At 67.9% G+C, this 17946-nt stretch carries 18 protein-coding genes and 1 pseudogene; 4 read left to right on the top strand and 15 right to left on the bottom strand.

Going from position 1 to position 17946, the window contains the following annotated elements; all coding sequences use genetic code 11:
• Positions 1-5: 5 nt before the first annotated feature.
• Together C0R66_RS10645 and C0R66_RS10650 are read right to left on the bottom strand one after the other, a co-directional pair.
• Positions 6-884, bottom strand: coding sequence for a dioxygenase family protein (locus C0R66_RS10645; RefSeq protein ID WP_101524679.1), 879 nt, complete (start codon positions 882-884; stop codon positions 6-8).
• Positions 885-970: 86 nt separating this feature from the next.
• Positions 971-1918 carry an NADP-dependent oxidoreductase gene (locus tag C0R66_RS10650; protein ID WP_101524680.1) on the bottom strand — a complete coding sequence of 316 codons (948 nt, stop codon included), beginning with the start codon at positions 1916-1918 and terminating at the stop codon, positions 971-973.
• 80 nt (positions 1919-1998) lie between these two features.
• On the opposite strand from C0R66_RS10650, the gene C0R66_RS10655 reads away from it, so the two are divergent.
• Positions 1999-2496 carry a MarR family winged helix-turn-helix transcriptional regulator gene (locus C0R66_RS10655; RefSeq protein ID WP_101524681.1) on the top strand — a complete coding sequence of 166 codons (498 nt, stop codon included), beginning with the start codon at positions 1999-2001 and terminating at the stop codon, positions 2494-2496.
• Positions 2497-2543: 47 nt separating this feature from the next.
• A complete protein-coding gene (locus tag C0R66_RS19985; RefSeq protein ID WP_277869125.1) occupies positions 2544-2678 on the top strand; it encodes a hypothetical protein in 135 nt (44 codons plus the stop codon).
• A gap of 239 nt (positions 2679-2917) precedes the next feature.
• On the opposite strand, the gene C0R66_RS10665 is transcribed toward C0R66_RS19985, so the two are convergent.
• The 11 genes from C0R66_RS10665 to C0R66_RS10715 all read right to left on the bottom strand — a co-directional run bounded on the left by C0R66_RS10665 (position 2918) and on the right by C0R66_RS10715 (position 14498).
• A complete protein-coding gene (locus C0R66_RS10665) occupies positions 2918-4135 on the bottom strand; it encodes an amidohydrolase family protein (protein WP_101524683.1) in 1218 nt (405 codons plus the stop codon).
• A 123-nt stretch (positions 4136-4258) separates the two neighbouring features.
• Positions 4259-5050, bottom strand: a complete 792-nt coding sequence (locus C0R66_RS10670) for a VOC family protein (RefSeq protein ID WP_158647996.1) — start codon at positions 5048-5050, stop codon at positions 4259-4261.
• Between the two features lie 65 nt (positions 5051-5115).
• Positions 5116-5721: a TetR family transcriptional regulator gene (locus C0R66_RS10675; protein ID WP_101524685.1), complete on the bottom strand. Its 606-nt coding sequence runs from the start codon at positions 5719-5721 to the stop codon at positions 5116-5118.
• Positions 5722-5827: 106 nt separating this feature from the next.
• Positions 5828-8056, bottom strand: a complete 2229-nt coding sequence (locus C0R66_RS10680; RefSeq protein WP_101524686.1) for an acyl-CoA dehydrogenase family protein — start codon at positions 8054-8056, stop codon at positions 5828-5830.
• A 46-nt stretch (positions 8057-8102) separates the two neighbouring features.
• Positions 8103-8930 (bottom strand): enoyl-CoA hydratase-related protein, encoded by an 828-nt coding sequence (locus tag C0R66_RS10685; protein WP_101524687.1) that lies wholly within the window; start codon positions 8928-8930, stop codon positions 8103-8105.
• The gene (locus C0R66_RS10690; RefSeq protein ID WP_101524688.1) at positions 8930-9364 is read right to left on the bottom strand and encodes a hypothetical protein; all 435 of its coding nucleotides are present in this window, start codon (positions 9362-9364) and stop codon (positions 8930-8932) included. The genes C0R66_RS10685 and C0R66_RS10690 overlap by 1 nt, the downstream gene beginning before the upstream one ends.
• 43 nt (positions 9365-9407) lie before the next feature.
• Positions 9408-10163 carry an ABC transporter ATP-binding protein gene (locus C0R66_RS10695; protein WP_101524689.1) on the bottom strand — a complete coding sequence of 252 codons (756 nt, stop codon included), beginning with the start codon at positions 10161-10163 and terminating at the stop codon, positions 9408-9410.
• Complete coding sequence (locus C0R66_RS10700; RefSeq protein WP_101524690.1) at positions 10160-10906, bottom strand: ABC transporter ATP-binding protein; 747 nt, start codon at positions 10904-10906, stop codon at positions 10160-10162. The genes C0R66_RS10695 and C0R66_RS10700 overlap by 4 nt, the downstream gene beginning before the upstream one ends.
• Positions 10903-12183: a branched-chain amino acid ABC transporter permease gene (locus tag C0R66_RS10705; RefSeq protein ID WP_101524691.1), complete on the bottom strand. Its 1281-nt coding sequence runs from the start codon at positions 12181-12183 to the stop codon at positions 10903-10905. The genes C0R66_RS10700 and C0R66_RS10705 overlap by 4 nt, the downstream gene beginning before the upstream one ends.
• Positions 12150-13121, bottom strand: a complete 972-nt coding sequence (locus C0R66_RS10710; RefSeq protein WP_101524692.1) for a branched-chain amino acid ABC transporter permease — start codon at positions 13119-13121, stop codon at positions 12150-12152. The genes C0R66_RS10705 and C0R66_RS10710 overlap by 34 nt, the downstream gene beginning before the upstream one ends.
• Before the next feature lie 6 nt (positions 13122-13127).
• Entirely contained in the window at positions 13128-14498 is a 1371-nt protein-coding gene (locus C0R66_RS10715; RefSeq protein WP_158647997.1) for an ABC transporter substrate-binding protein, read from the bottom strand.
• A 235-nt stretch (positions 14499-14733) separates the two neighbouring features.
• Between C0R66_RS10715 and C0R66_RS10720 the strand changes: the two genes are divergently transcribed.
• Together C0R66_RS10720 and C0R66_RS10725 are read left to right on the top strand one after the other, a co-directional pair.
• The gene (locus C0R66_RS10720; RefSeq protein ID WP_199286636.1) at positions 14734-15909 is read left to right on the top strand and encodes a thiolase family protein; all 1176 of its coding nucleotides are present in this window, start codon (positions 14734-14736) and stop codon (positions 15907-15909) included.
• Between the two features lie 57 nt (positions 15910-15966).
• The gene (locus C0R66_RS10725; RefSeq protein ID WP_241901412.1) at positions 15967-16353 is read left to right on the top strand and encodes a Zn-ribbon domain-containing OB-fold protein; all 387 of its coding nucleotides are present in this window, start codon (positions 15967-15969) and stop codon (positions 16351-16353) included.
• 288 nt (positions 16354-16641) lie between these two features.
• Here C0R66_RS10725 and C0R66_RS20285 read toward each other — a convergent pair.
• A pseudogene (locus C0R66_RS20285) lies at positions 16642-16869 on the bottom strand (DoxX family membrane protein); the annotation flags it as partial.
• Positions 16870-16973: 104 nt separating this feature from the next.
• Positions 16974-17837: an amidohydrolase family protein gene (locus C0R66_RS10735; RefSeq protein ID WP_101524696.1), complete on the bottom strand. Its 864-nt coding sequence runs from the start codon at positions 17835-17837 to the stop codon at positions 16974-16976.
• Between the last annotated feature and the right edge of the window lie 109 nt (positions 17838-17946).

Genomic DNA, 17946 nt, shown 5'->3' on the forward strand with positions numbered 1-17946 from the left:
GCGAGTCAGCCCACCTGGAGCGATCGGGTCGAGTTCCCCCAGATCATGCGATCGACCGCGCTCACTGCGCTGCCCGGGTCGGAGGCAGCACCGAGGGTCAGCAAGAGAGGCACGTAGTGCTCCGCGGTCGGGTGGGCGACAGCCACCCCAGGCGCCCTGCGGTAGTCGGTGAGTGCGTCGACGTCAGCCCGGGCGAGTGCGTCGACGGCCCACTCGTCGAAGGCCCGGGTATGCGCGGCGAGCCGGGGGTCGCGCATGACCGCGAAGCTGTGGGTCATGAAACCCGAGCCGATGACGAGGATCCCTTCGTCGCGCAACGTGCGGAGCCGCTCGCCCAGGGCGAGGAGGTCGACCGGGCGGAGGCTGGGCATCGAGAGCTGCACGACGGGTACGTCGGCGGCGGGGTACATCGCCATCAGGGGGATGAAGGCCCCGTGGTCGAGTCCACGACCTGCGAACTCGTGGACGGCGCCGCCCGGCGTCAGGAGGCTGCCCAGGCGGCGGGCGAGGTGCGTGGCGTCCGGCGTCGCATAGGTCAACGTCTTGTAGTGGGGATGGAAGCCGCTGAAGTCGTAGTAGAGCGGCGTGCCGGCCGCGGAACCCGAGATCGCAGCCGGGGCGTCCTCCCAGTGCGCCGAAACCACGACGATGGCTCTCGGCTTGGGGAGCGCCTGCGCCCACGCGAAGAGGTCGCCGATCCATCGCGGGTCGTCGAGCGTGAAGGGGGCGCCGTGGCTGACGAAGAGGCTGGGCAGGGGTCCGTCGCTCGGCGTCCACTCGCGTCGGGCCAGCGCCAGCGGCACGTTGCGGGCGAGGTGGTCGTCGTACGCCGCGGCCGGCCGGGTGGGCCTGGCGGTCGGGGTGGTGTCGGTGCTGGCGTTCATCGAACCGTTCCTTCTCCTCGGGTGCAGCTGGGGTGCGCAGCCCCGGTCCCCCGGTGGGCCGGGGCTGCGCAGACGACGGGGTCGAGTCAGCGGGCGAAGTCCACGACGAGCTTGCCCGGGGCCCGACCCTCGGCGAGCTCGGAGAGGCCTGCGATCGCCTCGTCCAGGCTGAGGACCTTGTACACGTCCACCAGCAGGTCGCCGCTGGCTGCGCCCTGGGCGAGCGGCTCGATGACCTCGCGCGTGGGGGAAGCGACGATGCCGCCGCCGGTGAGCCCCAGCTCGACGATGATCTCGTCGGTCGGCATCTGGGTGGTCGTGCGCACGACGCCGCCGCTGCGAATCGCACCGACGGGGACCTCCTCCAGGGCGTAGCCGGTGAGGTTGATGAGTGCGTCGACCCCCTGCGGGTAGACCGCCAGGACCTGCTTGGCCACGTCTCCCAGGGTGAAGTCGATGACCAGCTCGGCCCCCATCTCGCGGAGACGGTCTGCATCGGCCGCGGTCCCGGTCGCCACCACGGTGACGCCCTGCTGACTGAGGAGCTGAACGGCGTACCGGCCGACTCCCCCGGAGGCGCCGTTGATCAGCACGACCTGGCCGGCCTCGGACCCGATGGCGTCGACGAGCATCCGGGCCGCCCCTCCGGCCAGCGGCAGCGCGGCGGCGGTGACGTGGTCCAGGTCGGCCGGCTTGGGGGTCACCGTCCGGGACGGGACCAGGGCGTACTCGGCCAGGGTGCCCGCCTCGAACGGCGGCTCGAAGAGGATGTGCGCGATGACCTCGTCGCCGACGCGTACGTCCGTGACTCCTTCACCGACCGACTCCACGACGCCCGAGGCGTCCCGGCCGACCACCAGCGGGTAGCGGTGCTCGAACATCCCCTCCAGCCATCCCGCGGCGATGTGGTTGTCCAAGGGATTGAGCGAGGCAGCGCGGACGCGCAGGAGCACCTCGTTCGCCGACGGTGTCGGGATGGGCAGGTCCGCGAGCTGAAGCTGCTCGCCCGGTCCGGTGATGTGCACTGCGCGCATGGGGTTCTCCTGGGGTCGTGGATCACTTGTTGACGCTTCAACTTAACACAAGTTGAAACGTCAACAAGTACACTTGCCCCATGACGACACCCACGGCCGCGCCGCACTGGCTCAGCGATGACGAGCGGGCCGCCTGGCTGGCCACGGCCGCCATCATGATCTCGCTGCCTGCCGCCCTGGACTCGCGACTGCAGCGGGAGTGCGGTCTGTCGTTCTTCGAGTACATGGTCCTGGCGGCGCTCTCGGAGCGACCCGACCGCACCATGCAGATGAGCGAGATCGCCGCGGGCGTGTCGTCGTCTCTCTCGCGCCTATCCCACGTCGTCACGCGACTGGAGAAGCAGGGACTCGTGTGCCGGGCACGCGTTGCGGGCAGCGGCAGGAGGACCAACGTCACCCTGACCGACGACGGCTACGCCAAGGTGGTCGAGGCAGCACCGGACCACCTGGCCGCCGTGCGCGAGTACTACATCGACGTGCTGGAGCCCGGCGACCTGGCCGCGCTGACCCGGATCGGGGCCGCCGTCGCGCGGCGGATCAATCCAGATCGGCCGTTTGTCCATGGGGTGGCGGACTGAGCGGGGCGGCTTCGCACCACTAGTCCCCACACCTGACCACCCCGTGCGTGCCCGATCTGAGTAACCACAGCGCCGTCTTCGGCTCCACCGCCAGCCTGCTCGGCCCCTGGGACGTCGAGGCCAACACGCTGAACGTGCACCCCGATCCGGCACCGGCAGTGACAAGCACGGCGATGGGGTGAAAGTCCGGTCCCAGTTCGCGGCTAGCCGCGTATTGGTCAGGGAGCGTCTCCACCCGAAGCTCGACGGCCGACCGATCGTGGAAGTGCAGGCGGAGAGTCGTTGCACCATCCTCGGAGCTGACGCTCTCGATACGGCCCGTCCTCCCCCGCGGCAACCTGTGGAGTGACTCCCCGGAAAACCTCGGCACGCGTGTCACCGTTCCCATCACTTCCCCTTCAGATCGGCGACCGACCCGGCTCTAGACAAGCGCCGGCTCGTCCGTGGCTCGCAGGAGCGCCTGGTTGGCGCCCTCCGGAAGCTGGAGCAGGGGCTGCTTGATCTCCTCCACCGTCGGGCCGTACTGCTCGGCGAGAGGCGCGAGCGCGTTCAGGTCGAAGTCGTAGAGCTTTGCGGCATTCCCACCCAGAATCATGCGAAGCTCCTCCTCCGGTGTGTCGTGGAAGACCAGACGCAGGTGCTCGCGGGTAAAGGGGCCAGTGCCCTCGTCGTGGGGATAGTCGCTGCCCCACATGAATCTGTCAGGGCGCATCGACTTGCGCGCCTCCGCGTCGGCGATCGACGGGAAGCTCGAACCCACCCAGACGTTCTGGTCGAAGTAGTCGGATGCGTTGCGCGGCAGGCTTGCCTCGGAGGCGTACTTGAGCTCACCGATCGAGCCGCTGCGGATCATCTCCATGTTGGTGTCCAGCTGCCTCAGCAACGGACCGAAGGCCGCCGCGGAGCTCTCCGTCACCGCGAACTTCAGCCTGGGGAAGCGTTCGAACACCCCGGACAGGATGAGGTGCACGAAGGCCCGCATCCCGTAGAAGCCGACCTCGCTGATCATGATCGACGGCGTAGCCGGGAAGTTCCCGTAGTTCGGGGAGCCGGTGCCCGAGTGCAGGTTGACGGGGATGTCGAGGTCTTGAAGTGCCGCCCAGAGGCGGTCGTACTCAGGGTGGTAGAGCGGCTTGACCCAGGTCACGTCCGGGGCGACCGTCGGGAGAAGTACTCCGCCGCGAAGCCCTTGCTCCTTGATCCGGGTCGCGTCACCGATGGCGTCGTCGATGTCGTTGAGGAAGAACTGGCCGATTCCGGCGCGCTGGGCAGGCTTCCGCGCGCAGAAGTCGGCCATCCAGCGATTGTGCGCCTGAATGCCCGCGCGACGTCGTGCGTAATCCTCCGCCTTGGGGGGACCTGCGAACAGCACGAACCCCGGGTAGAACGGCGGGACCGTGTTGGGAAAGATCACCTCGCCCACGACGCCGTCCGCGAGCTGGTCGGCGTCGCGCCGCTCATCGTCCCAGTTCCGCACTCGGAGCTCGGTGTCGCGCAGGTCCTTCCACGGGTTCTTGTACCGCCCCCGCCAGGCGTCGAACTCGTCGCGCCACTCGGGGTCGAGGTACTCGCGGTACTGCTCATGACTACCGCCGGCGTGGGTGTCCGCCGAGATGATGGTGTAGCGGTTCGAGTTCATGTCTGAGTCCTCTCGCAGTCGCGCGCCAGGCGGTGCACTACTAGGACAGTAACAAGAATCGAAGCCCAATTCTAGTCTAGTTGCGCCGTCGTTGCTCGCTGACCGCCGTCCCTGGTCTAACGCCTATGGGACGCTGACGACCTTGACGCCGAGCACGTCGACGAGCGCGTTCTCGTCGACCAGCGCGCGACACCCGGCGTCGCTCCACTCGCCCCCGTCCAGTCGACCCATCGCCTCGACGCCGTGGACCCCGGACTGGCCGGGATGCGTGGTGAGCAGAAGGTCGGCACCTTGGTTCCAGCTGAACCGGGACGTCGACCAGCCGTCACCGCGCTCAACCTCGACCATCTCGGCGCCCAGGATGTCAACCAGCACTCGCGGGGCGCTCCCCCAAGCCGGCAACCGGCCGAACAGGAACGGGATGCCCACCGGCGCCCCGGTGGCCGCGGGCAACCACGAGAGTCCCCCCGACTTGAACGGGTCGCTGCTGGCGAGCTCCCCCGGATCCTCCGTCGCCTCCACGAACTGGACGAGGAATCCGAGCCCGGTGTCCTTGGGATGCAGGAACCCCTCACGCCAGACCTCGTTGTCCAGTCGCAGCTGAATAGGCTCGAAGCCGTTGTTGCGGACGGCCAGGATCGTCTCCTCGACGTCCTTGACCTTGAAGGTGATGTGGTGCGGCCGTGGGTGCCCCCCACCGGCGGCGAGGTAGCGACCGATGAACGACGTCTCGTCGCTCCCTGGCGCCAGGAGCTCGATCCTCATGTCCTCGGCGAAGGAGAGCTGGCACGGGTTGAACTCCGGCATCTCGAACCCGTGCTTCCACATGCCGCCGAGGTGTTCGACGAGGTACTCGGTGGGCGCCCGCCACGAAGGCACGGCGATGGCAAGGTGGTCGAGCTCGTAGGCGGTCAAGACGGCTCCTCGACAGTAGAATGAGAATGGAATCTCATTCTATCCCCCGATGGCCCTCCGCACTACTACTCCCCGCCGGCGCCCACCACGAGGTCGACGGCTCGGTCCATGACCCGCCGAGCTTCCTGCATCGTCATCCGCCCATACGCGTAGCTGGTGAGCACCGCCCCCAGAGCGGCGTTGAGCAGTAGCACCCGGTCGTCGGCGTCGGGCCGGGCGAGAGGACGGAGATCTCGGACCAGCGTGTCGTGGTTGCGCGCCGAGAACTCGTTGAACAGCAGCTCGGCACGCGAGTCGGTCGTGGTCTGGAGCATGGCCTGAACCTTGTAGAACTGAGGTCGTCGCTCGAAGGCCGTGAGTGCCCGCTGAAGACGTCGTCTCACCCGGTCGGCAGGAGTGTCCTCCGGAACTGAGTCGTCGATCTCGTACGACGTCGACCACTCCAGCAGTACTGCGGCATAGAGCTGTTCCTTAGAGGCGAAGTAGCGATAGAGCGTCCCCAGCGCGACATCCGCGCTCTCCGCCACCACCCGCATCTGCACCTGTTCGTAGTCGGTGTCCTCCAGCAGCCTGGTAGCGACGCCGATGATCCGTCGTCGCCGAGCAAGCTGGCCGGGCGGCAGGGCGGCGACGTCAAGCGACGCCGCCACCTCCCCCTTGTTCGATGCCATGCGTCCCCGAGCTCTTTCTCTCATACGGATGCGGCCACCATGGGCAGCCTGTGATTGAGATCCAGTTGCATCGTAGCGTTCGGGGTACCCACCACGTCGTTTGCTCTCAGCGTGGCAACCCAAGGATCCGCTCGGCGATGATGTTCAGCTGGATCTCGACCGTCCCGCCACCGACGAGCGAGCTGGGAAGGCTCAGGGCGTTCTGGACCAGCCCGCCCGGCGCATCATCGAGGCTTCCTTCCGCGCCGAGGAGGCCGAGCGCGGCGGTGTGCGTCTGCTGGGCGGCCAAGGCGCTGGCCACCTTGGCCACGCTCGAGCTGGCGCCCGGCTCGAGGCCCGAGAGTCGCCGGAACAGCTCGCGCCGGTTGAGGGCGAGCAGGGCGAGGTCGAGGGCGAACGCCCTGCCGAGCACCGAGAGAGCCTGGTCGCGGGCGACCGCGACCGGCTCCTTGCGCAGCAGCTCCCGCAGCGCGTCCGAGGTCTTGTGCGCTCCCAGCCCGGAACCGATGCTGAGGCGCTCGTTGGCGAGCGTCGTTGCGGTGAGCCGCCAGCCTTGCCCGGGTTCGCCGACCATCAGGTCGTCTGGCACGAACACGTCGGTGAGGAAGACCTCGTTGAACTCGGAGTGGCCCGTGGACTGCTTGAGCGGTCTGACCTCCACCCCGGGCGAGCGCATGTCGATGAGAAAGTAGGTCAGCCCACGGTGCTTGGGGACCGAGGGGTCGGTGCGGGCGAGGCAGATGCCCCAGTCGGCCTCGTGCGCCGATGAGGTCCACACCTTCTGACCGTTGATGAGCCACCCGTCGTCCTGCTTGACCGCTCGCGTGGAGAGTCCGGCCAGGTCGGAGCCGGCGCCAGGCTCGCTGAAGAGCTGGCACCAGACGATGTCGCCGCGCAGCGTCGCCCTCGCGAACCGCTCCGCCTGGGCATCGGTACCGTGGGCGAGGATCGTGGGCACCGCCCACTCCCCGATGACCGTGCTCGGTTGGGGCAGGTTGCGGGCCGCGTACTCCTCGGCGATGACGATCTGCTCGACGGGCGTCGCCCCCAGACCCCAGGGCTTGGGCCAGTGCGAGGAAACCAGGCCGTTCTCCGCCAGGAAGCTGCGGCGGGGCCCGGGCGCCACTGCCCCCGACCATCCTTCCCGGGTTCCTTCAGCCACGCTGATCGTCAGCGCCTCGTCCAGGGTGCGAGCCACCCACTCCCTGAACGCCGGCTCTTCGTCCAGCAGCTCGAACGAGACGTCCCGTTCGTGGGCCAGGGCCGCCTCCCCGAGCTGGCGGTCCCATCCCCCGACGGGGCGGCTGAGGGCCGCGATGCTCATCGCCCGCCGCATGTAGAGGTGGATGTCGTGCTCCCACGTGAAGCCGATACCGCCGAACATGGTGGTCGCGCCGATGACGGTCTCCGCAGCCGCGTCGAGGGCGACCACTCCGGCCGCCCCCACGGCAAGCGACTGCTGCTCGACCGACTGGGTCAGGCTCCGAGCGGCATCCCACGCGGCCGCAGCGGCGAGCTCGCTGCTGATGAAGAGTCGGGCGGCCTTGTGCTTGACCGCCTGGAACGAGCCGACCGGCACCCCGAACTGCTCACGAACCTTCACGTAGTCGATGGCGGCCTCGCGCACCCAACGCGCGAGACCACTGGCCTCGGCTGCGTAGAGAGCGGCCACCGTCGACCCAGCGGTCGCGCTGTCGATCCCCTCCACGAGGGCGTCACCCGGCACATCGAGGTCTCCCAGCTCCAGCCGACCCAGGTCGCGGGTCAGGTCCGTGCCCACCTCGACGACTGGGGTCAGGGTGCCGGCCTCGAGCGCGAACCAGACCGCGCTGTCAGCCTCGGCACCGGACTCGGTGACGCCGACGAGGACGATCTCGGCGGACAGCAGCCCCAGCACGGGCACGCTGCGTCCAGAGAGGAGCCACCCCTCCCCCGCGGCGCGGACAGAGAGTCCAGACCCGGGCAGCACGATCGCTGCGGGAGCACCGGCGGCGAGCCGGGCCAGCATCTCGTCTCGCCATGGGCCCGGCTGCGCGGCGCTGAGCACCGCACTGGCCGCCACGGTCGGCGTGAAGGGCCCCGGGAGCAGCGAGTGGCCGGCCTGTTCAACCACGACCGCGAGATCGAGGACCGTGCCACCCTGGCCGCCCGCGTCCTCGTCGAGGTGGATCGCGTGCAGGCCTTGGGCCACGAGCGCTTCCCAAAAAGCGGGACGGCCGCCTCCGGCGAGCGGTTCGAACGCGCTGCGCGTCCACGCTGTCGGGGCGTGCCGCTCCGCGAAGCCACGCGTGGCGGCGGCGAGCTCGTGGTGCTCATCAGTGATGGGAATGGGCATGCGTGGTCTCCGTACTAGTGGATTCGGATGCGAGGGGTCTCGCGGGTCAGATGCCGTCGTGGGTCAGCACGCGGCCGTCGCCGAAGGCACCGTCGCGTGCGGTCAGTGCCTGGGTGAGGCCCTGCCCGTGGGCGGACTCGATGAAGGCCTTGAACCCCTCGGTGTGGACAGCAAGCGCAGACAACTCGGTGCCTGCTCGCACCGCGTCACGAAAGCCCATCCGGTCCATGGCCCTGTGGACGGTACGTTTGTTGATCTGGAGCACGTCCGCCGGGATGTTGGCGACGCGCTGCGCCTTCTCCAGCACCTTCTCCTCCAGGACGTCCGCCGGGAACGACCCGGTGGCGAAGCCGAACTGGGCCGCTTCGACGCCGGAGATGGTGTCGCCGGTCAGCATCATCTCCATTCCCTTGCGCATCCCGACCAGCCAAGCGTGGTACTGCATGTCGGGAGTGCCGAACCGCACCGCTGGGTAGCCGATCTTCGCGTCGTCGGCGGTGTAGACCAGGTCGCACCCGGTCGCCAGCTCCGATCCGCCGGCCAGGCAGTGCCCGTGGATCTGGGCGATGACCGGCTTCCTGAGGTCCCAGATGCTGATCCACCCGTCCACGACCGACCGCTGGAAGGAGCCTTCGGTCGAGTCGACGCCGTACTCCTCGCCGCTTGCCATCAGGTCGTAGCCCGCACAGAAGGACGGGCCGTTCCCGCGGACGATGGTGACCCGCACGTCGGGGTCCGCGTCCGCCTCGCGCAGCGCCGCGAGGATCTCGCCGCGCAGGGTCGCGTTGAGCGCGTTGCGCTTCTCCGGCCGGTTGAGGGTGACCCGCCGGACGAACGGCGCGGGGTCGTCGGTCAGCACGTAGGTGTACGTCATCAGATCTCCCCTCGGGTGAAGGCCACGAGCTCCGGAGCCGAGTCGCTTGTGGCGCGAACCCCACCCTCATGGCTGCGTGCTGCAAGATCGCGCTGCTCGAAGATGACCCGGAGCAGCCAGAACCGCATGAAACGCTGCGCGCTCATGACGGCGTAGACGACGCCGCCGACGATCGCGAGGGCGGTTCCGAAGCCGCCGAGGATCACCATCTCCAACTGGTCGCGCACGTCCGGCATGGAGGTGGCTTGGTTGTAGGCCACCAGGATCACTACGAGACCGATGACGACCATGGCGATGCCGAAGGCGCCGACCGCCTTGTCCCTGGGGCCTGGACCCGAGTTGGCGCGGAGCTTCTCCAACTCGGAGCGAAAGCCTGCCGCGGCCTGCTGGCTCATCTGGTGAGCACCGCTGGACGGGGATGCGGTGTCGGACATGTGGACCTCCAACTGTTGGTTTGGTGCGGGATGTCTTGCGGGCTCAGGCATGCGGGCCATTCGCGAGGTAGAGACCCTCGAGCTGCTCACTGATGTCGCCAGGCAGGCCGCGTGCCACGACCACGCCGTGGTTGATCACGACGGCCTCGTCGGCGAGACCGAGGACGTCATGGATGAACTGCTCGATGATCACGACCGCAACGCCTGCGGAGGCGAGTGCGCCGAGATGCTGGTAGAGGTCCTCGACCACGCGCGGGGCCAAGCCCATGGAGAGCTCGTCGACGATGACGACGGTGCTGTCGAGCGCCACTGCCCTGGCCATGGCGACCATCTGCTGCTCGCCGCCCGACATGGTGCCGACCAGCTGGGCGCGCCGGTCCCTCAGCACCGGGAAGTGCGTGAAGAACTTCTCCTCGATCAGCTTGTGGGCTCGAGAGCTGGGTGCGATCAACCGCAGGTGTTCGTCCACGGAGAGTCTGGGGAAGATGCCGCGGCCCTCCGGCACGATGCACACTCCCGCCCGGGCCAGGCCGTCCGGCGAGGCACCGGTGACGTCGACTCCGTCGACGTACACCTGACCGTGGGTCGGCGGGACGAGCCCGCTGATCGCGCGAACGGTCGTGGTCTTGCCTGCGCCGTTGGGCCCGAGGACCGCGAGCACGCCACCCCGGCGAACGCTGAGCGAGACACCGTGCAGCGCTTCGACGATGCCGTAGCCGGCGTGCAGATCCACCACCCGCAGTGCCGGGATCCCGACGGTCTCTGCGGTGTGCGCTGGTGCAGCTGCGATTGAAGTCATGACGCGGCTCCTGCCTTGTGCTCGGAGCCGAGGTAGGCCTCGATCACCGCCGGCATGTGACTGACCTCTTCCGGTGTGCCATCAGCGACCAGGCTCCCTCGCTCGAGCATGGCGATCCGGTCGCACAGTCCCATCACGAACGACATGTCGTGCTCCACCAGGACGATGGTGAGGCCATCGTCAGCGAGCGCGCGCAGCGTGGTGGCGACCTCCTTGGTCTCGAAGGAGGTCAGCCCGGAGGATGCCTCGTCGAGGAGGAGGAGGCGGGGTCCGGTGGCGAGGGCACGCGCCATCTCCACCAGGCGTTGGGTGCCGGTGGCCAACGAGTCGGCGCGCTCGTCCGCGATGCCGTCGAGATTGAACTTCCGGCAGAGCTCCTTGGCGAGCTCCTGAGCGTGGCGACCTGCGGCACCCCGGCCCCCGCGCGCCTCGGCGCCGACCAGCACGTTCTCCTGGACGGTGAGCGTCCCGAACGTCTCCAGGCGCTGGAACGTGCGAGCGATGCCACGGTGCGCACGGACGTGTGGCGGCGCATGGGTGATGTCGCGCCCCTCGAAATGAACCGAGCCGGCGACCGAGTGCTGGATCCCGGCGATCACGTTGAACAGCGTCGTCTTGCCGGCGCCGTTGGGGCCGATCAGGCCCACGATCGTGCCGGGCTCGATCTCGAGCGACACATCGTCCACGGCGGTGTTGGCGCCGAACCTGACCGTGACGTTCCTGACCTGCAGCAGAGCGGTCATCGTGCCGCCACCTCCTTCATGCCCAGTGCCCTGTTGAGGGCCGAGATGCCTGCGGGGTCGAACGGTCGGTCGACCCCGGTCTCTGGGGCGAGTGCGGTCTGGACCTGTGCCCCCGCTTCCCCGGTGGGGAGCTGTCCCTTGCCCCACCCGGTGAGCACGAGGACGGCGAGCCATCCGAGCCCGACTCCGAGCACGGTCGGCACGACACCCGGGAGCCCGACGACCACCCCGACGCCGATGCCGACTGTCACACCGCCCAGCACGCACAGCACATGCCATGGCCGGCGCCGGCACAGGTCCACCAACAGCGGGATCTGGCCACGCGGGTACTCACCGAGGGCCAGCACCGCCAGCGCGGGACCGAGGAGCTCGACGCCGTGCGTCAGCGTCCCCGGGGCCACGTCCTTGGCCAAGGTGGTGAAGACAACCCCCATGAGGGCCGCGACGAGAGGTCCGCTGACAGTGCCCACGCCCCAGATGGTCAGGGCCAGCACCACGCCGAGCCCCGCGATCATCGAGAACTGGTCAACGCTGCCGACCCTGGCGCCCTGGACCAGCACGCCTCCGCCAACGCCCGAGATGCCGCCCGCGATCGCGAACACGTACGCCTTCTGGCGGGCCACGTTGATGCCGATGCAGGCTGCGGCCGCCTCGCTGTCACGCAGCGCCACCAAGCGCCGACCGACCGCGCTTCGACGCACCCACACCAGGCCGAGGGCGACGAGCAGGTATATGACGGCCGCGTAGAGGAGGAAGGCCGCTGGTGAGGAGAGGTCGATGCCGAGCACCGAGATCGGCGGAAGGCTCCGCATCTCGGCGAAGAGCTCGGGCTGGACCAGAATCAGTCCGGTAGCGATCAGCGCGAGTGCGATCGAGCTCAATGCCAGGTACAGCTCCCGCAGTCGTAGGGCTGGCAGCGCGAAGATCACGCCGAAGGCCGCCGTGCCGAGCGCGGCCGGGATGAGCGCCCAGGCCGCTCCCCCTGCGTAGTAGGTGATCGCAGCGCCGACTCCACCCAGCGCGTACGGCGCGAGCAGGGGGATGCCGGCCCAACCCATCAAAGGGACCAGGCCGAGCAAGATGACGCCGACCGACAAGGCGGTGACCAGCCTGGACTGGAGAGTGGTGCTCGCCACGAATCCCGCCAGCGTCGCTGACCCGAGCAGCACCAGCGACCACACGAGCACACTGCGGTTGGACGGCAGGCTCTCCATGGCGTAGGTGCGTGCTGCGCCGGCCATCTTCACAGCTGGCTGGGGCAGGAACAGCAGCACCACGAACAGCGCCAGCCCCGGGATGGCATTGGGGACGAGGTTCCACCGCCCCCGAACTCCAGGAAGGTCGCGGAGAAGGTGACCAGCAGGCCGAGCAGCAGCGCGCCCAGGTACGTCATCGAGAGACTCCGGAGCCGACCGAAGACTGCCGCAGCGAACGCGTTAACGATGAGCAGGGACAGGGTCTCCGCCCCCATGTTGCCAACCTCGGGTGCGATGAGGATTCCGGCCAGCGCCGCGCTTACGGACCCGATGATCCACGCGGTGGCCGAGACTCGGCTCGGCCGCACGCCGTACAGGGCCGCGACGTCCTCGTTGTCGACGACAGCGCGCATCGAGATGCCCAGACGTGTTCGACGGAGCAACAGCTGGACCGCGACGGCCAGGACCACAGCCGTCGAGATCGTGATCACGCGGTGCCAGGTCAGAGTGACACCGGCGATCTCGATGCCCCCAGGACCACCCAGTCCCTGAATCGGGTACGGGTTGTTGGGGTTCCAGATCAACGTCGCAATGCCCAGCAGTGCGATGAGCACGCCGACCGAGCCCACCAGCTGCGCCACCAGCGGAGCGTGCTTGAGGTGTCGCATCACGTACCGCTCCAGCAGGTAGCCGAAGAGCGGCGCGAAGCCGCCGACGACCAGGACCAGCGCGAGCGGGACGGGGACTCCCAGGTTCACACTGACCTCCCAGTACACGAAGGCGCACACCATGCCCATCGCGCCCTGGGCGAAGTTGAAGATTCCCGTGGCGCTATGCACCACGACCAGACCTGTCGCGCTGATCGCGTAGACGCCCGCCACCGGGAGAGCGAACACGAGCAGCTGCGTCACTGACTCGCCCGTCACAGGCCTTCCGGACCAGGTGGCGCGAGCGATCAGACCGAAGACGGCGACCAGGACAAGTGCGAGGGCGGCATGGCGCCACGGGATCTTCCTCATGCGTGATCAGCCCTTGAAGTCGGCAACAGGGTCGACGGTCACCGTTTCGGTGCCGGAGCAGTGGAACGTGCCGGCAGCCTCAGGGAAGACCCGCTGCCACGTGCCGTCCTCCTGGACCTCTACTGCGACGACGCACTTGGGGGGCATTGCCGCGTCATTGGGGTTGAACGGCGCGACCATCCCATCGTTGTCGAACTCCGTGATCCCCTTCATCGCCGTGAGGATCGCTTCACGGGTGACCGCGTTGGGTCCCTCCGACGCGACTATCTCCTCCACCGCCTTCTGGAAGAGACGAGCGGCGACCCAGGTCGGCTGCGAGAAGGTGTTGTGCGTCTTCACGCGGTCCACGAACGTCTGGAGCTCCTCGTTCTCCGAAGCCTCCTCGTAGGGCAGGCTGGTGAGCATCGCGACCACGCCGGTCGCGGCCGGTCCCGCGGCCTTCGGGAACGCCGGGTCGTAGCAGGTCGTCTGGCACACCCACCGAACGTCCTCCAGCCCCTGCGCTGCGGCCTCCTTCAGCGCCACGATGAAGCTCGGGAAGGTGGCCGAGGTGATGCCGAAGGTCGAGCCGGCCTCCTTCATGTCCTGGATGAGCGGGGTGTAGTGGCTCTGGGTGTCCGTGCCCTTGGAACCGATCTCGCCGTCCGAGGTGAAGCCCTGGACGGTCTGCAGCGTGCGCCAGGCCGGGATGACGGAGCCGATGGTGACCGGTGAGGTGTTGGCGACCATGTACCCGCCGCTTGCTCCCTCGCCCACGATCTCCTCCAGCGCCTCACCGAGTGCGAGCCCCTGGACGATGTCGCGCTTGCCCTGCTTCGGGGGGCACGCGTCCCCACTGCCGGGCCCGGAACGGAAGGTCGTCTCATTGCAGCCGTGCAGCGGGTTGAGGATCGCCGCCGGGATGTCGGGCAGACCCGTCTTGGCGCCGTTCTTGTCGACGCAGTCGGCGACCGCGGTGGCGTCCGCAACCGCGAGCATGAAGCTGCCGACCATGGCGACGCTGTTCTGGCAGGCGTCCAGCATGGCGCTGCGCGACTCGGTGGGGTCGATCTTCGTGTCGTAGGTCCGCACCTCGATCTGCCGGCAGGCCAAGCCGCCCTCTTCGTTGACCAAGTCGGCCCACGCTTCGATCGCCTCCAGGGACCCGTTGGCCATGCCTGGGATCGCCTGCGACCCTGTGTCCGCCCCGATGGTCACCGTGATCGTGTCCTCGGTGACTCCGATCTCGGTGGCCTCGAGGCTCACGCCCTCGCAGGCGCTCGAGGAAGTGGGCTCCTTGCCCCCTGCCTCGCCGTCCCCGAGGCCTCCGTCGGCGGTGGTCCGCTCCGCGCCTCCGCAACCAGCGAGCAACAACGCCGTCGCAAAGACGGCCGCCACGGTCCTATACCCAGCACGCATACTCTGTCTCCCTCTGGAAGTGACGGTGATCACACGTCTCCAGAAGTGAAACAGGATTCCTATCCTCTGTCTAGACCCACATCGATGTACCGCAACGTCAATCACGTTGAGAGCCTGGACATTAGGAGAACTAGAATCTAGTCTCGAACCACTGAACGGCACCTGAGGGAGACGACGCGACATGGGCCTGCGGGGCGAAGCAGCGATTGTGGGAATGTGCGAACTGCCTCCGAGTCGGCTGCCTGCCGGCCCGGCCGAGTTCACGATCGAGCAGTACGCCCGCCTCGCGGCAGCGGCAGTCGCCGATGCCGGACTGGACGGCCGGGTCGTCGATGGTCTGGTGACTGGCCAGCTCGGGGAGTCGGCCATGTTCGTGCCGTCGACGGTTGCGGAGTACCTGGGCATCCCCGCCAACTTCGCGGAGATCGTCGACCTCGGCGGTGCGAATGCAGTGGGCATGGTGTGGCGCGCCGCGGCCGCGGTGGAGCTCGGGATCTGCCAGGCGGTGCTGTGCGTCATCCCCGGCAGCTGGAACGTGCCTGCCTCACCGCTGAAGCCCATTCCCGGAATCGAGGAGCGGTCCTGGTTCGGCGCCTCCAGCAACCTCTTCGGCTCGCCGCAGGCAGAGTTCGAGGTGCCCTACGGAAACCTCGGGCAGAACGCGCCCTACGCCCAGATCGCCCGGCTCTACGGGGAGGTGTACGGCTACGACCCGCGGGCGATGGCCAAGATTGCCGTCGACCAGCGCACCAACGCCTGCGCGACCCCGGACGCGGTCTTCCACGGCCAGCCGATCACCGTCGAGGACGTGCTGGCCAGCCCCCTGATCGCCGACCCGCTGCACAAGCTGGAGATCGTGATGCCGTGCCAGGGCGGAGCCGCGGTACTGGTGACGAACTCCGAGCTGGCTGGGAGGTCCCGGAACCGGCCGGTCTGGATCAAGGGCTTTGGGGAACGGGTGCCCTACAAGACACCCACCTATGCCGAGGACCTTCTGGTCTCCCCCATCAAGCACGCTGCGGAGCAGGCGTTCGCCATGGCCGGGTTGTCCCGGGGCGACGTCGACATGGTGTCGATCTACGACTGCTACACGATCACGGTCCTGATGAGCCTGGAGGACGCCGGATTCTGCGAGAAGGGCAAAGGGATGCAGTTCGTGCGCGATCACGACCTGACCTTCCGCGGTGATTTTCCGACGAACACCGGCGGAGGGCAGCTGTCGTTCGGCCAGGCGGGCTCCGCAGGTGGGATGCACCACGTGTGCGATGCGACCCGTCAGCTCACCGGACGTGCCGGCGCGGCACAGGTGCCCGACTGCTCGGTCGCCTTCGTCTCGGGCAACGGCGGAATCATGGGCGAACAGGGCGCACTCGTCCTGAAGGGCGACTGACATGGCAATCGAGAGGGAGCAACGACGATGACAGCACGTCCGCCGAGGCCCATGCCGGTGCCCACACCGACCAGCCAGCCGTACTGGGACGCACTGGCAGCACACCGGGTGCGCATCCAGTACTCCCCCTCGCTGGGCGAGTACGTCTTCTACCCGCGGGTGATCTCGCCGCACACCCTGGTCGATGACCTCGAGTGGCGGGAGATCTCGGGCATGGGCAGGCTCTACACCTTCACCGTGGCGGAACGGCCGGTCTCCCCACACTTCGCCGACGATGTCCCGCAACTGCTGGCGGTGGTGCAGTGGGACGAGGGCCCTCGCTGCACCACCGAGATCGTGGACGCCACGGTCCACGATCTCGAGGTGGGGATGAGGATGGAGCCCGTGTTCTGCGACTACCCGCAGCACGCCATCACGATGCTGCGCTACCGGCCGGCGCGCTGACCGCCGTACGGTCGGGTCGCCAGAACATGACGAGGAGCAGTGCTCCCCCGCCCAGACCCAGTGCCGCGGTGGCGATGGTCTGCCACCAGCCGCCCCCAGGATGCCGAGCGCGTGGTCCAGCGAGAACGCCCCCGCACCCCATCCCCCGATCACCACAGCGCACACCGAGAGGACCAGGACGTACTCGTAGCCCTCACCCGGCCGGAAGATGAAGAAGCCGTTCTTCAAGTGGTTGGTGACCAGAGCCACCACCATGGTCCCGAGCAACGCGGCGCTAGCGAGCGGGGTAAGCAGCCCGAGGAGCAGCAGCGCCCCGGCCCCGAGCTCGGTGATGCTGGCCAGCCAGGCGTGCAGCCGGCCCGGGCGCATGCCCAACGACTCGAACCATCGCGCGGTCCCTGGGATCCTGCCCCCGCCGAACACGTGGTTCCACCCGTGTGCCAAGAACACCACTGCCAGGGTGAACCGCAGCAGGAGCAGCAGGAAATCGGCCGAGTGGCCGGGGTCACCGTTCATGACTCTTGATCCCTTCTGAAGATGGTGGCCACGCGCGGGCGGGTGCAGCTGCGACGCGCTGTCGCGACTGCACCCGCCCGCGCGTCACCGACGCCCGTGGACGCCTACGCGTCGAGCTTGAGGACGCGACGGGCGTTCCCACTGAGGAACTTGGGCCAGACCTCCTCCTTGAACGGCACGTGGGGCATGTCGGTGAAGATCCGCTCCAGGCTCAGACCCATGGGGAAGTAGCCGGCGTAGATGATCTTGTCGGCGCCGCGCGTGTTGGCGAAGTCGATGATCTCCTTCGGATAGTGCTTCGGCGCGAAGGCCGACGTGGAGTAGTAGAGGTTCGGCCACTTGAGCATGAGCTTCCACGCCAGCTTCTCCCACGGCTCGCACCCGTGACGGGTGATGAAGACCAGGTCGGGGAAGTCGTACATGACGGTGTCGATGCGTGACACCTCCTGGACCGCGAACTTCAGGCGGGGACCCGGAATGCCGGCGGTGCAGAAGATCGGGATGTCCAGGTCGACGCACGTCTGGTAGATCGGATACATCTGTGGGGCGTCGATGGCGACCTGCGGGAAGGTGCCAGCAGGAAAGACGCCCGTAGCCTTGATGCCGAACTCGTCGTGATCCCGGCGCAGCTGGCGCACGGATCCGGTGATGTCATTCGGGTCGCTGATGTCGCTGGACGGGATGAAGCGGTCGGGGTGCTTCTTCAGAGCAAGTCGGGAGGTCTCGTCCGAGACGCCCACAAGACCCCGTTCGATGTTGTACCTGTCCATCTCCTTCAACGTCACCGAGATCGGGTCGCCGCTCGGCAGGTCCTTCGGCACCTGCTTGAACATGTACTCGGCGGGAAACTCCATCTCCTCCGAACCCTTGTCGCGGGTCTGCTTGCGGATGAAGTCGTACTGGGCGAATCCCTCGTGAGGGAACCCGATCATCGTGTCGATAACGGGGATTCCGGCGGGCATTGCCATGCGGTGCCTCCTTGAGCGTCGGGGATGCCTCACGACATCAAGCATCGACACCGACTATGAAACCAGATTACAGTTTCGTCAATAGTCGGCGTGGTCCTCCCGTCCTCGG

Origin of the sequence: Nocardioides houyundeii (assembly GCF_002865585.1) — a bacterium.
Lineage (GTDB): Bacteria > Actinomycetota > Actinomycetes > Propionibacteriales > Nocardioidaceae > Nocardioides > Nocardioides houyundeii.

Bases quoted from the DNA above. Each gene is read 5' to 3' on its own strand.
- C0R66_RS10645 (WP_101524679.1), bottom strand. From the start codon at position 884: ATGAACGCCAGCACCGACACCACCCCGACCGCCAGGCCCACCCGGCCG.
- C0R66_RS10650 (WP_101524680.1), bottom strand. From the start codon at position 1,918: ATGCGCGCAGTGCACATCACCGGACCGGGCGAGCAGCTTCAGCTCGCG.
- C0R66_RS10655 (WP_101524681.1), top strand. From the start codon at position 1,999: ATGACGACACCCACGGCCGCGCCGCACTGGCTCAGCGATGACGAGCGG.
- C0R66_RS10665 (WP_101524683.1), bottom strand. From the start codon at position 4,135: ATGAACTCGAACCGCTACACCATCATCTCGGCGGACACCCACGCCGGC.
- C0R66_RS10675 (WP_101524685.1), bottom strand. From the start codon at position 5,721: ATGGCATCGAACAAGGGGGAGGTGGCGGCGTCGCTTGACGTCGCCGCC.
- C0R66_RS10680 (WP_101524686.1), bottom strand. From the start codon at position 8,056: ATGCCCATTCCCATCACTGATGAGCACCACGAGCTCGCCGCCGCCACG.
- C0R66_RS10685 (WP_101524687.1), bottom strand. From the start codon at position 8,930: ATGACGTACACCTACGTGCTGACCGACGACCCCGCGCCGTTCGTCCGG.
- C0R66_RS10690 (WP_101524688.1), bottom strand. From the start codon at position 9,364: ATGTCCGACACCGCATCCCCGTCCAGCGGTGCTCACCAGATGAGCCAG.
- C0R66_RS10695 (WP_101524689.1), bottom strand. From the start codon at position 10,163: ATGACTTCAATCGCAGCTGCACCAGCGCACACCGCAGAGACCGTCGGG.
- C0R66_RS10700 (WP_101524690.1), bottom strand. From the start codon at position 10,906: ATGACCGCTCTGCTGCAGGTCAGGAACGTCACGGTCAGGTTCGGCGCC.
- C0R66_RS10710 (WP_101524692.1), bottom strand. From the start codon at position 13,121: ATGAGGAAGATCCCGTGGCGCCATGCCGCCCTCGCACTTGTCCTGGTC.
- C0R66_RS10720 (WP_199286636.1), top strand. From the start codon at position 14,734: ATGTGCGAACTGCCTCCGAGTCGGCTGCCTGCCGGCCCGGCCGAGTTC.
- C0R66_RS10735 (WP_101524696.1), bottom strand. From the start codon at position 17,837: ATGGCAATGCCCGCCGGAATCCCCGTTATCGACACGATGATCGGGTTC.